The organism is Lutimonas halocynthiae, assembly GCF_030409835.1.
GTDB classification, from domain to species: domain Bacteria; phylum Bacteroidota; class Bacteroidia; order Flavobacteriales; family Flavobacteriaceae; genus Lutimonas; species Lutimonas halocynthiae.
In genome coordinates, this window is sequence record NZ_JAUFQO010000003.1 from 163,109 (window position 1) to 177,417 (window position 14,309).

11 protein-coding genes are annotated in these 14,309 nt (G+C 34.9%); 2 read left to right on the top strand and 9 right to left on the bottom strand.

Features of this window, described 5'->3' with window-relative positions; all coding sequences use genetic code 11:
- Positions 1-532 precede the first annotated feature (532 nt).
- Together QWY87_RS05240 and odhB are read left to right on the top strand one after the other, a co-directional pair.
- On the top strand, positions 533-3,274 hold the full coding sequence (locus QWY87_RS05240) for a 2-oxoglutarate dehydrogenase E1 component (RefSeq protein ID WP_290289104.1): 2,742 nt from the start codon (positions 533-535) through the stop codon (positions 3,272-3,274).
- Between the two features lie 23 nt (positions 3,275-3,297).
- Positions 3,298-4,515, top strand: a complete 1,218-nt coding sequence (gene odhB, locus QWY87_RS05245) for a 2-oxoglutarate dehydrogenase complex dihydrolipoyllysine-residue succinyltransferase (RefSeq protein ID WP_290289107.1) — start codon at positions 3,298-3,300, stop codon at positions 4,513-4,515.
- Between the two features lie 5 nt (positions 4,516-4,520).
- On the opposite strand, the gene QWY87_RS05250 is transcribed toward odhB, so the two are convergent.
- From QWY87_RS05250 to QWY87_RS05290, 9 genes are all read right to left on the bottom strand, one after another.
- Positions 4,521-5,702, bottom strand: coding sequence for an ABC transporter permease (locus tag QWY87_RS05250; protein WP_290289110.1), 1,182 nt, complete (start codon positions 5,700-5,702; stop codon positions 4,521-4,523).
- On the bottom strand, positions 5,699-6,859 hold the full coding sequence (locus QWY87_RS05255) for an ABC transporter permease (RefSeq protein ID WP_290289113.1): 1,161 nt from the start codon (positions 6,857-6,859) through the stop codon (positions 5,699-5,701). The genes QWY87_RS05250 and QWY87_RS05255 overlap by 4 nt, the downstream gene beginning before the upstream one ends.
- Entirely contained in the window at positions 6,856-7,839 is a 984-nt protein-coding gene (locus QWY87_RS05260; RefSeq protein ID WP_290289115.1) for an HlyD family secretion protein, read from the bottom strand. Before QWY87_RS05260 ends, QWY87_RS05255 begins: the two co-directional genes overlap by 4 nt.
- A gap of 5 nt (positions 7,840-7,844) precedes the next feature.
- Positions 7,845-9,230 carry a TolC family protein gene (locus tag QWY87_RS05265; protein WP_290289118.1) on the bottom strand — a complete coding sequence of 462 codons (1,386 nt, stop codon included), beginning with the start codon at positions 9,228-9,230 and terminating at the stop codon, positions 7,845-7,847.
- Between the two features lie 69 nt (positions 9,231-9,299).
- A complete protein-coding gene (locus QWY87_RS05270; RefSeq protein ID WP_290289121.1) occupies positions 9,300-9,938 on the bottom strand; it encodes a hypothetical protein in 639 nt (212 codons plus the stop codon).
- 247 nt (positions 9,939-10,185) lie between these two features.
- A complete protein-coding gene (locus tag QWY87_RS05275; RefSeq protein ID WP_290289124.1) occupies positions 10,186-10,842 on the bottom strand; it encodes a uracil-DNA glycosylase family protein in 657 nt (218 codons plus the stop codon).
- 34 nt (positions 10,843-10,876) lie between these two features.
- Complete coding sequence (locus QWY87_RS05280) at positions 10,877-12,307, bottom strand: sugar transferase (protein ID WP_290289127.1); 1,431 nt, start codon at positions 12,305-12,307, stop codon at positions 10,877-10,879.
- A 44-nt stretch (positions 12,308-12,351) separates the two neighbouring features.
- A complete protein-coding gene (locus QWY87_RS05285) occupies positions 12,352-13,161 on the bottom strand; it encodes a glycosyltransferase (protein WP_290289130.1) in 810 nt (269 codons plus the stop codon).
- A gap of 7 nt (positions 13,162-13,168) precedes the next feature.
- Positions 13,169-14,302, bottom strand: a complete 1,134-nt coding sequence (locus tag QWY87_RS05290) for a glycosyltransferase (protein ID WP_290289133.1) — start codon at positions 14,300-14,302, stop codon at positions 13,169-13,171.
- Positions 14,303-14,309 lie beyond the last annotated feature (7 nt).

Here is a 14,309-nt window from a genome sequence, read left to right on the forward strand (position 1 = left end):
TATAGTCCGCAGACCTATATTTATTTACCGAGCGGATATATAAGCAATGTTAGCGTTGGGAGTATTAAACCAGAAAAGGTCAAATATCACTTAGAGTTTTGGGCAATTTCCACAATTGAATTTCCCTTTCTTCTTATATTTTTTACAACATTTTGTCTTCTTTTGAGCTATATCCATGTCGATATAGTTATAATCAAAAACAGTATAAAGCAGTGTTGAGGCCATTTTAATTCCTTATTCTTATTTAAACTAATTCTAAATAAAGAGCAAATGTAAATAATAAATTGGTCATTCAAACTGATTAAAGTCATTTTTATGTTTTTTTAACAATCAAAATTGACTTGATTTTCTGCTTGAGAATTGAAGTAAATAATACTTAGATGTTTCAAAGATACTAGTGTCTTATCAGGCAATGTTACATCTCTTTACGAGCAATGCAATGAAATATGATATTTATCATTTTTTTTAGAGGTATTTTATCAAAACATCTTATTTTTGTCAATCATTCCTTACAAATTGAAAGAATTTATAAATGGATAGGTTTTCGTTTTTGAATACTGTACACACAGGTTTTATTGAAGAATTGTACCAACAATATCTTAAGAATCCTGATACTGTTGAACCAAGTTGGAAGAGTTTTTTTCAAGGTTATGACCTTGCAAATTCTGATTATTCGCTGGAACCAGATGAAGAAGATATAGAGATACCACAGCAGGTATATAAAGAGTTTAAAGTCATTGAATTGATTAATGGCTATAGGACCAGGGGCCATTTGTTTACAAAAACCAATCCTGTTCGTAACAGACGTCAATACAGCCCTACATTGGCGCTTGAGAATTTTGGTTTAGGAAAGGATGACCTGAATACGATTTTTAATGCAGGTAGTATCTTAGGCTTACAGCCGTCTAAATTAAGTGAAATTGTAAATCATTTAGAGCGTATATATTGTGATTCAATTGGGATAGAATACATGTTTATTAGAAATCCTGAAGAGATTCAGTGGTGGCAGGATAAACTGAATGCAAATGATAACCATCCAAATTACGAAGCCAGTACTAAAAAGTATATACTTTCGAAATTAAATCAGGCTGTTACTTTTGAGCAATTTCTTCAGACCAAATATGTAGGGCAAAAGAGATTTTCGCTTGAAGGAGGTGAAACATTGATTCCTGCTTTAGGAGGTCTCTTTAGAATCGCGGCTGAAAAATTTGACGTAGACGAGTTTGTTTTGGGTATGGCACATCGAGGTAGGTTAAACACCTTGGTTAATATTTTTAGAAAGCCAATTCGAGAATTGTTTAATGAGTTCGACGGAAAGGATTATGCCGAAGATGATTTTGATGGGGATGTTAAATACCACCTGGGCTCTACAATTAAGAAAACGCTTAAAAGCAATAAGCAAATTACAATGAATCTGGTTCCTAACCCGTCTCACTTAGAAACAGTGGGTGCAGTGGCTGAAGGAATTGCCAGAGCAAAAATAGAAGAAGATTATAATGGAGATTCCTCCAAAATACTTCCGGTAGTAGTGCATGGAGATGCGGCTGTTGCTGGTCAGGGAATTGTTTATGAACTTATCCAAATGAGTAAATTAAAAGGTTACTCAACCGGCGGGACCGTTCACATTGTGGTGAATAATCAAATTGGATTTACAACCAATTATTTGGATGCAAGGTCAAGTACTTATTGTACTGATGTTGCAAAAGTTACTTTATCTCCTGTTTTACACGTTAATGCTGATGATGTAGAGGCGGTTACACATGCGGTTTTGATGGCATTGGATTTCCGAATGAAATTTAAAAGGGATATATTCATCGATCTTCTAGGTTATAGAAAATATGGCCATAATGAAGGTGATGAGCCAAGATTTACACAGCCACTTCTCTATAAGGCCATCTCGAAACAGCCTAATCCAAGAGATATTTATAATGACAAACTGATAAAAGAAGGAGTCATTGATCAGGAATACTTACCAAATTTGATCCAGGAGTATAAAGATTTATTGGAAAAAGAATTTAACAGGTCTAAAGATGATTCAGCAACCAAGGTAAACCCATTCATGGCTAACGTTTGGAGCGGATTCATGCATCAGGATTTAGATGGCTTGTTGTTAAGTGTAGGGACGAAATATCCTAAATCACGACTTGAAAAAATTGCAAAAATAGTTTCAACCGTTCCTGAAGGGGTAAAACTTTTAAGGAAAGCAGAGCGGATTTTAAAAGATCGCTCTAAAATGGTTTTTGAAACCAATAAGATGGATTGGAGTATGGGCGAGATTTTCGCCTTTGGTAGTTTGTTGGAAGAAGGGTTTAATGTTAGAATTTCAGGTCAGGATGTAGAGAGAGGAACTTTTTCTCACAGGCATGCTATCTTAAGGGATGAAATTTCATCTGAAAAAGTGAATTTGTTAAATACCAATCCAAAGAATAAAGGTGTGATGAGTATTTATAACTCCTCATTATCTGAATATGGTGTACTAGGATTTGACTATGGTTATGCTATGGCTGCCCCAAATACTTTAACAATATGGGAAGCTCAGTTTGGAGATTTTGGTAACGGTGCGCAAATCATGTTCGATCAGTACATTTCGGCTGCAGAAGATAAATGGAAGCAGCAAAACGGAATCGTGATTCTTTTACCTCATGGATATGAGGGGCAAGGATCTGAACATTCATCTGCAAGAATTGAACGCTTTCTTCAGCTTTGTGCCAATGATAATATGACGGTGGCAAATTGCACAAACCCGGCTAACTTTTTTCATTTGTTAAGAAGGCAAATGAAAAGAAATTTCAGGAAGCCATTAGTGGTTTTTACACCTAAAAGTTTACTAAGACATGCACAAGCCGTTTCAGAATTGAAAGATTTCACTGAAGGTGAATTCCAGGAAGTAATCGATGATACGGTATCTGCTAAGGAGGTAAAACGTGTGGTGTTTTGTAGTGGTAAGTTTTATTATGACCTTTTGGAAGAAAGAAAGCAAAATGGTCGCAATGATGTTGCCTTGGTAAGACTGGAACAGTTATTTCCGCTTCATGAAGAAAAAATTGAAAAAGTAATTGCCAGATATGAGAATGCTGAAGATCATGTATGGGCCCAGGAAGAACCTCGAAATATGGGTGCTTGGAGTTTTATGCTTCAACGTTTTGAAATGAAGCGTCTTATAGTGAGATCTCGAAAATATTATTCGGTGCCGGCAGCTGGCTCATCCACTCGTTTTAAAAAGAGACATCGAAGAGTCATTGAAAGTGTATTTGATAATAAAACAACAATATAATATCATTATAAATAAGAAATAAAATGATTTTAGAAATGAAAGTTCCCTCTCCAGGGGAGTCTATTACTGAAGTAGAAGTTGCAAGTTGGTTGGTTGAAGACGGTGACTATGTAGAAAAAGACCAAGCTATTGCTGAGGTTGATTCTGACAAAGCTACCCTTGAATTACCAGCTGAAGAAAGCGGGATTATTACTTTGAAGGCAGAAGAAGGTGATGCGGTAGATGTAGGAGCGGTTATATGTTTGATTGATATGAGTGCGGCTAAAACTTCTGGGACGAAAAAGAAAGAGGCTGCCAAGGATACAACGATTGGAGAGCCGGCTAAAGTGGTTGAAACAGCAGCAGCTGAGAATGCAACATATGCCACAGGATCTGCTTCTCCGGCGGCAAAAAAAATACTTGCAGAAAAGAACATCGAAGCAGCAAGTATCAAAGGTACCGGAAAGGATGGGAGAATAACCAAAGAAGATGCGATTAATGCTGTGCCTTCAATGGGAGAAGCCCTTAATGAGGAGAATAGAAAAAGTGACAGAAAGAAGCTATCAATGCTTCGACGCAAGGTGGCCGAACGTCTTGTTTCTGTAAAAAATGAAACAGCAATGCTCACTACTTTTAACGAAGTAGATATGAAACCAATTTTTGATTTAAGATCAAAGTATAAAGAGAATTTTAAGACAAAGCATGAGGTTGGTCTTGGCTTTATGAGCTTTTTTACCCTTGCGGTTGTAAGAGCCTTGAAATTATTTCCGGATGTAAATTCAATGATCGATGGAGATTTCAAAATTTCTTATGACTTTGCCGATATTTCGATAGCAGTTTCGGGTCCAAAAGGTTTAATGGTACCGGTAATCAGAAATGCTCAAGATTTGAGCTTCAGAGGTGTGGAAAGTGAAGTGAAACGTTTAGCGATTAGAGCCAGAGACGGTCAGATAACAGTTGATGAAATGACTGGAGGCACATTCACTATAACCAATGGAGGTGTGTTTGGATCAATGTTATCAACTCCTATTCTCAATCCACCCCAAAGTGCCATACTAGGTATGCATAATATCGTTGAAAGACCAGTGGCAATAGATGGGAAGGTTGAAATAAGACCAATCATGTATGTGGCATTGTCTTATGACCATAGAATCATTGATGGAAAAGAATCTGTAGGTTTTTTAGTAGCCGTTAAAGAGGCGCTTGAAAACCCAGTTGAATTATTAATGGAAGGTAATGAAAAAAAGGCCTTAGAGCTTTAATTTCTTTAGACAGACTCTGAAACTTCTAATGCTGCAGTCCGTTTCTTATGTAGATATTTAAATCTGACAAATAACAATAGGAAACCCAATAATAAAAGCAGTAAAAGGTGAATGACTTCACCTTTGATATTTACCAATACAGCTCCCTGTGACGCTAGTTTATTAAAAACAGTAAAATAGGGAGTTGAAGGTAAAAGATTAGCAACTACTTGTAATGCTTTGGGCATGGCTTCAATGGGCCAAGAATAACCTGATACTAAAAATAGTGGGTAGGTTGAAAATGCCATTATTTCTGTCCAGCCAATAGCTGATTTAAAAAAGGTACCTAAAAAGGTTGTATAGACCATTACAGCGATAATGAATATTGAACTCAAAAGAAAGTGAAGGAATTCGGATCCTTTGAAGTCAAGGTGGTAATATGGAAAAATCACCTTGTAAAAAAGGAAGAAAAGCGAAGCATATAAGACAAAATAGTAGAGCCCCTTTGCAGTAAATATTTTTACAAATTCAAAGAAATTTACTTTTGGATCTGACAAGGTTTTAAAATGCGTTAATTCATGAAGAACACTTTGTCCAAATCCAATTATTAAAGTTTGTTGGATAATAAGAACCAATAATATGGGCAGGAGATAATCTCCATAATTATTGGTAGCATTAAAAATTGATTTTACAACTGGCATAATGGGCTGCGTCTGTTGCATAGCCAATTCTGATGGCACTTTACTGCTAATCAAGTAACTGTAGCGAACACCACCTGAAATAGTAAGCATTACTTGCTGAACCCCTTTGTTTATATCATTTGAGGTTAAAAACTTGGTATTGTTCAACACTAATTCAACGGTAGAACCCTCCAGGTTTATTGTATTCTTTTCAAAATCATTGGGAATGATGAGAATACCTTGAATATCCAAAGAATTAAATAAAAACAAGGCATCATTAAGGTTAGAATACGACCCCATGACCTGTATTTTCTCATTTGAATCAATCAGCCTGCCAACTGTTCTAGACAAACTGCTATGGTCATGATCTACAATAGCGATCGGAATATTGACTACGTCTTTTTCCTTATAAATGGATCCCACAAAAAAAGCATAAAAAATAGGAGCTAATAAGCATGTTAGAAGGATGCTTTTATCCTCAATGATCAACGCCAATTCTTCTTTTATAATATGGAAAAAGCTTCTCATGATTCAATTTTTTTAACATGAAACATAAGGCCAATAACACTTACTACATAGGCAAACAGGGTAAATAGCAATAATGCGATTACCTGCGGGATAAGAAAACTAAACGGACTACTCATTTCAATTCCCTTGATATATGCTTTGAGGAAATGTGTATAAGGTATCAAGTTTGCATACCAACTATTAAAGGCTGGCATGGCAATGATAGGAAACGTAAAGCCACTAAACACAAATGCTGGAGAATTATAAACAAAAGCAACATCCATGGCTATCGCCTGATCTTTAAACAGAATGGAAATCATTAATCCAAGTGTTGCATTGGTGATGACAAAGATTAAAATTACCCACATAAAAGAAAGGGTATTTGCACCTGATGGAATGCCTAGAATGGGATGGATAAAAGCGAATATCAACATGGCAATCATCATTCCAATTACTGTATAAGTCAAGAGTTTGGCGAATATTATTTTGAAAATACTACCTCCAGACAGATCCCATAGTTCTTGAAAACTATTGCTCTTAAACTCAGAATTGATGGATCTCGTTGCCAAAAAAAACACAATCATTTGCAACAATACGGTTGTAAGACCGGGGACTAAATAATATAAATAATTATAATGTGGATTAAATAATGCTCTGGTTTGTGTTTTTACTGGCATCACCATCTTGATCGCTTTTTCGTATGGAATTCCCTTTATGGTTAGTGCACTAAGTGTTATTTTGGCTGAAAGTGTATTGATAAATGTGGCGGCTTCTTTATATAAAAGATTCCCATAAATAATATTTGATGAATTGGTATAAACAATAAGCTTCTGTTGTTTGCCCTGCATGATGTTCATGGAAAAATTCTCAGGAATATAATACACTCCTTTAATTTCAGGATGAGACACAAAAATGTCTTCAAGCCTGTCTTCTGATGAGAAGACCTTGACGAGTTCAATTTTAGGTGAAGCCTGAATATTATCAACTACTTGTTGGCTAAATGGTGACTTGTCATTATCGAGAACACCCACTTCCACAACTTGAACGGCACCCTCTTCATAGATTGCCCCTAGATATAGAAATATGATCACTGGGATAAAAATGATCAACACCCATGCTGATGACCTAGACTTAAGCCTTAGAATTTCTCTTACAAATATGTTCTTTATGTGCTTCAAAGGCTAATATTGATACTCATTCCAGGTCGTAAATCAGTATTCGGTTCAACTGGATAAAGGTGAATTTCAAAAGTTTTCATATCCATTCTGCCTTTGTCAGCTGTTGGGATCCAATCCGCAAAATCTGCCATTGGAGCTATATAGGACACTTTGAAATTTCTTGTTTCATTATCGAATGCTGGAAGATTCCCTTCAATTTCAGTACCTAATTTGAAATTTGCCAGCAAATCTTCTCTGACATGAATCACTGCATGTATTTCTTCTAGCTTCTGAATGGTGAAAATAGGATACCCGGCTGGCATGACTTCACTTTCTTGAGCCATTTTGGCCGAAACTTCACCAGATACAGGGGCGTAAATTTTTAATTGTTTATAATATGCTTTCGCCTCATTAACTTGGCCTTGAACAGCATCTAACTGCCCTTTTGCTGCTTGTTTGTCTTCATCTCTGGCACCTTTTTGAGCCATTAGGTACATAGATTCAGCCGCTTTCATTTGTTCTTCAGCTGCATTCTTTTTAAAAGTCATTTCATCCATCTGTTGGGCCGAAATAAGACTGTCTTGATACATGTTAAATAATCTATTATAAGATTTATCGGCATAAGTAAATTGACTTTTTGCCATTTCGTATTGATTCTTTGCCGCAATGATTTCCTCTTCTCGAGCACCTTTGTTTGCTTTTTCGTTTACAGAGGCTGCTGCAGAATATACGCCTTCCGCCTGCTGGATCTTTGCATCTAATATTTCACTGTCTATCGATGCCAGTAATTGCCCTTTTTCAACTGATTCACCAAGGGTGACAAAGATGCTGTCTATCCTTCCGGGCACTTCAGAGGAAACCCTTATCTGTGTGGTTTCAAATAGTCCAACAAATACTCGATTCTTATTGGCATTGGGTTTAAGGACCATTAAAATAATGATACCGGTTAAGATGATGAGTACCGGGACCAATAGGATGATTAATTGTGTCTTTTTTTTCATATCAATTAATTATTGAGGTTATTCATGGTTAGGCTGCCTGTTGCAGTTAATAATTCTAAAGCTGTCTGTCTTTGCATAGCGACCATTTTATAATAGTCTAACATGGCTTCTTGGTAGTCTGATTCAGCTTCGAGTCTTTCAGAGATATTGATAAGCCCTTCACGATAGCTAGCGATGGCAAGATTTAGAGTGTTGGAAGCAACTTTCACTTCTTTCTCTTTTAAAAGAATCTGTTGATTTTTTACATCAAATTCAATTTTGACTTTTTGTTCAAAAAGTTTTAATTTTTCTTCGGCGTCCATTTTTTTATTCTCTGCCATATCTTTCTCAATGGAAGTTTTTTGAATTTCATTGTTGCTTTTAAGCCCGTTAAAGATTTCCCATTCAAAGCCTATACCTACAAGATAAGCTGGGAATCCTTCAAAATAATTGAGATCTAAATTTATCGGCTGTTCTGTTATAGGGGTTTCATATGGTGTCTTAATTTCTGAGTTGAACAAATTAAAATAACTCAAAGTGGCAAAAGCAGCAACTTTAGGTAAAAAATGATTCTTATTCATTTTTAGTTTATATTCATAAGCCTCAATACCGGCTCGTAAAGCTTCTAATTCAGGTCTGTCTGAATATGTCTGATCGTTTTGTGTAAAAAGCCAGGGTTTCAAATTAAACTCATACTTCTCAATTATACCTATGTCTTGACCTGTAAGTACTGAAAGTTTCAGATGCAGTAGGCGAAGATTCCCTTCGAGTTCCATTCTTTTAGAAGCTAAATTGAGTTCGGCTGCTGAAATCTTTTCTCTTTCGAATGGAGTGGCCAAACCATTTTCAATAGCGGCTTTTACTTTGGTTTTTTCTTTTGATAGACGATTTTCACTTTCGACCAGAACAATTCTTGATCTTTCGAGAAGTTCGATCTTATCAAAGGTGTCTATGACATCTTTTATGATCTTCACTTTTTCGGTTTCTAAAAGAAAATTTTTGGCTTTGATCTTTTCCTTTCCAGCTTTTGATCCATAATTAACCTGAAGGCCTGAGAATAGTAGTGCTTTTGCAGTTAAATTCGCATTGAGAAAATGACCCTTTGCATCAAACTGAGATTCGCCATCAAATAATTCGGTACCGGAAATTGGCAGTGTAAATGTTGGGATATCGGCGTTAATACTTGCAGCCCCATAGGCATATCCTCCATTCATAGTCAGCGTGGGGATAAAATTCTGCTTTATGGCTTTGGTTTCTATGCTATCGATTGTCAGGTCATTGTTGGCATTCTTTAAAGAATAGCTTTTTTGCAGGCTAAGTTGTATTAACTCAAGTTCTATATCGGATAGATTTTCCTGACTCAGCATAGCTGTTGACACGAATAGGAAGTATAGTAAAAATGATTTTTTCATAATGCAATTTTTATGCAAAGGCTAAATAATATTGTAGAGAAAGTTGGTATAAACCATAAACTTTTGTGATTAGTTTTCAATTTCTAATTTCCATGTGGCCTCTCCGGCTTTTAGTTGATAGCTCACAGTCTTGTCTCCACCGGTTGGGCAACAATTTGCATCCCCTTCTTTATAAACAGGATACTTTCGGTACATTCTATTGTCTGTGAAATAGATAGAATCGTGTCCCATAAACCCATGAAAAGGTCCATCCACCTGTACATCATTTTCTGAAATATCCGGAAAATAAATTGTTGTAAGGCTGAGATCCTGGTTTGAAGCAAAGCCAAAAACTGAGGAATAAGAACCAGATCCAACAGAGTTAGTGATAAGATAGAGCTCGTCATAACCATTGGCATCTAAATCTTTGATGGCCACCGCCTGCAAAGGATCACTATCGTTAATTCTAAGACTATCTGTACTATTTTGAAAATCAACAGCCACGATTGTAAAGTCACTAAGGCTATTGTTTTTTTTGTTGATAATAAGTTCTATGCTTTTGCCGCTGGTAGTTTTATAAACAATATTTTCAACCTGTTTTGAATCATCTTGAGGCGCATCGATGGTTTTATCGGGTTCATTAGCTTTATCTGATTTTGACGATGCTTGATCTTGTTTACATGCGTAAGTGAGGATTATTATGATTACTAGGGGGAGTAGCGTTTTCATTTTTTCAAGGTATTAGTTTTAAAATATTGGTAAACAGAAACTATAATAAGAAAGAGTAAAAATGGATAGATGAATATCAAATCAACTCTTATGAGAGGGTCACTAGGAGGTATATTTCTAGACCAGATCCATATTCCTATTTCCCAAAACACATAACTAATAAGCATCACAATAGTTATTCTTTGGATGCTAGTAGTCTTTTTCATAGAATGGTATTACCAAGTTTCGAAAATACGAAAAAATGGAATCAAGTGAAGTGATTTCTGAATTGTTCTACACGAAAATCTAAGGTTGTATAATTCTTGTTGGCTTTTTTCTGCATTTTATAATAAGGGTCTCCACCAATTGACCTGTTGGCAGCGCTTGAAGGAGATATAAGTGATATTGTTTTTATTTTTCGGCCTTCAAGATGTAGTTCGTGAATTTTAGGACGACCAGCACTTTTATTTATTAGTTCTAAGCCAAGTGGTTTTATTAATTTTCTAAATAAGTATTCAGGTCCATTTTTACTATTCCCTCCCATAAACAGAAGTGTTGTGATATCTTTATTTTTAATAATATGGTTCAGGAGATTTCTCATCTTTATTTGGTCCATTCCTACATCTGAAGCATCTACTTTACCCCTTGCACAACTTTCTATAACGTCACATATACCAATTCTGTTTTGAATTAGAAAATTTTTTCTTTGCAAAATGGCGTGATTCGTGTTTTCATATTTTAAGTTGAGATCAAATATGCGATCTAAGATGGGCCACAATAAGCCAAATTTACTGCCGTAGCAAAAATCAACATCATCAGAAAACAGGTCTCCTGTTGAAAACCTGGGAGGAGGAATAGTACCTACAATTAATTTTACACTATTTTCTGGAATGAATGGGGGGTAAGGATGCTGATGTAAAAACATAGTTTTAAACGATATAGCCTGTAAAAGTCTGAAATCAAACTCCTTTATAGAATAAGATGGTATTTATGGTTTTAAAGATGATTCTTATGTCAAGCGTAACCGATCTGTTTTTGATATAATACAGATCATATTCTAATTTTTTAATCGAATCTTCAGTGTTTTCTCCATATTCATATTTGACCTGGGCCCAACCGGTTATACCCGGTTTAATAAGATGTCTGGAGTCATATAACGGAATGCTTTTCACCAATTGATCTATAAATATTTTCCTTTCTGGTCTTGGACCTATGAGGCTCATTTCGCCCTTGAGTACTGACCAAAATTGAGGTAATTCATCTATTCTCAATTTTCTAAGGATCTTTCCAAAACTCGTAACCCTTTGATCTCCCTTTATAGACATTTTTGCCCCATGTTCTTCTGCCTTTACAATCATCGATCTGAATTTAATAATCTCAATTTCCTTTCCTCCTTTACCAACTCTAAACTGCCTGTAGAATAAAGGGCCTTTATTCAAAAATAAATTCATGAACACAATGATTGGTGTTAAGATCAGCATGGTTGATAATCCTAATACTGATGACAATATATCAACTAATTTATGCCATAAAAGATATATGTAGTTATGGCTGTATTTTGAAATGGGAAGAATAGTGTATAATTGGTTTCCCGCAAATTGAACAGGGATAGCCTCTTTTACGTCTTCATATAGCTTAAAATAAGTTTCTACTTGTATACCATTTCCTATCGCTTTGACCAAGGTGGTGTTGAGTGAATTTGAAATAGCTCCCTGGTCTCTATCCATAATGATTACGGTATCCATGAGTTTTTTCCTAGTCATTCTTTCTATGGCCCTTGAAAGCCTGTCAATTTGTTTCTGTTCTTTTGTTACGGTATAGGTTCTTAAAATTTTAAGCCCATATTCAAATTCAATCCCTTCAATCGATTCAATAATACGATCAATAAGAATTCTATCTGTTTCTTCAGAAGTCAGTAGGATGCAATTCTTGGCAAATACATTTGAATGGATAACGGATGCATAAAAAACCCGCCAAAACATCAATAATAGTGTGAATATAATCGTGAAGAAAAATAAATTCTTAATTTCAATTATATAGCTAGAACTAATCGAAGTTGTTATGAAATAAGTCAATGTAAAAATAATTCCAATAAAAAAAGAAAGGGGTAGTACTTTTCGAGTCTTGTTCACATAGTCAAGATCATAGAAGTTGAAAATGATCGTTAGGATCCAGAAAATACCAATTCCAAACAAGACACTTAAACTATTTCCTTGAAAGAAATGATAAAAAGAAAGATTCTCAGTTGTGAACTTGTGATAATAAAACAGGCTGTAAGTTAAAATGCACAGGTCTATAAAAGCCAATAGTAACTTTTTATGCCAAAGACCAAACTGAGGAACGGCAAAGCTTTTTTTAGAATTTTGTTGAATTTCGGTGACTGAATTCAAATCGTTTCATTTTAATGCAAATATAAACTTAATTTATACGGATATCAATGAATTTCGTTTACGCGAGGGTCTAACTTCTTGATGTAGACATATAATTTATGAGGTAATAAACCTAAAATGATAGGAATCAATGCATAATAGTATCTGTAAAAAGGCAGGTTTATGTGTTTGAAACATTGAAGCCTGAGTTTACAATCATAAAGTCGGTATTTTAATGATTTTCGTTTATGATAATTATTGTCGATTCTGTATTTCAGTAAAATTTCCTGGAGATTATGAAACTTAAGCCCTTTTCCTGCAGCTCTGAACCACATTTCATAATCTTGGGTAGTGCGATAAGCTTCGTTATAATACCCAATTGAAGCGAAACTCTTCTTTCTAAACATTACGGTTGAATGCGTTATAGGATTTGCTTTGGGTAGAAGCGCAATAATATCATCGTGTGACTTTGGTGATTTTCGTAATTGAATTTCGTCTCCATTTTCATTGATGTCAAAGGCGGCCGAACCAACCAGATCAATTTCTTGATGATCATCAAGAAATTTCACTTGCTTTTCAATTCTTGAAGGAAGTGCAATGTCGTCAGCGTCCATTCTCGCAATATATTCTCCTTTAGAAAGTGATATTCCTATATTGAGATTCGCTGTTAAGCCTTTATTTACGTCATTGAAAACGGTAATGATTCTAGTATCCTTTAGGGCAAAATTTTGAATAATTTTTTTAGTGGAATCTGTAGAGGCATCATCGAATAAAATCAATTCAAATTCCTGATATGATTGATTGATTAGACTCTCTAAAGCCTGTTCAAGAAAGGACTCACAGTTATAAGCTGACATAACGATAGAAACCTTCATCTTATTTTTACTTTTTGAAGCTATTCATTGAACTTTGATATACTAGTTGGTATTTATTTGACATTAAATGAGCACTAAAATTAATTTTCATTTTGAGAGCATGTTGTTGGCTGAACTTTTGGTTTTCTTTTTGCACAATCAATTTCAATTTTTTGTTTAGATCTTTTGAATTATTAGGATCGAACAAATATGGATAATTATCCCCAATTATTTCAACATGAGGAGCTATTTTAGAAAGAATAACAGGAAGTCCAATACTTATAGCTTCTAATACAGAATTTGGCAGGCCTTCAGTTAAAGAAGCTGAAATATAATAATCACTGGCTCGTAAATAGTTTTTGACATTGTCTACACGTCCGGCAAAAAGAATGTTTTTAGATTTGTAAGAAGATGAAAGAGAATCATATAACTCACCATTTCCAAGGAATAGTAAAACAGAATCTTTATTTTTTTGCAACTCAAAAGCCTCTATAATGATTTTTGGATTTTTCAAAACAGTCAATGCCCCGCTAACTATAAATATTTGTCCATCAACGGGCAGGTTTAAAGATTTTCTAAGTTCATTTTTATCTTTTGTTAAGGGAGCAAAATTTTCAATAGCTATACCATTCTGAATAAAGTTGGTTTTAATCTTATAAGTTTCTGCAAACTTGTTCATCACTGTTTTTGAACAAGCAATTGGTAATTGGATTTTTTTGATGGTATTCTTATGCTTTATTGACATCCATGATCCCATTATTTTTCCATAGCGGTTTTTATAATCTTCAGGAGGAAAATTGTGAATCGTATTGATCGTAATGACATTATTGAGTTTTGCATTGATCATATCTGACCTGAAATCATTAGAATGTACTATGTCAATCTGTTTGTCGTACAGTATTTTTTGAACAATTGATTTGTTAAAAAGCAATCCTTTTAAACGCGATTGATTTAATGAAATAAATTCTATTTGCAATGCCTCAAATTGATTGAGAACCGAGCCAATTTCTCCTTCAGACAAACTTAAAACATAGATGTCATAGGTTTTTGAATCTAAACCCTTTATGATATTATACAATACACTGATCGGGCCACATTTTTTAAGGGCTGAAATCAGATAAAGTATCTTTATCTTTTGTAATGGCTTATTTTGTTCTGACACTTTTATG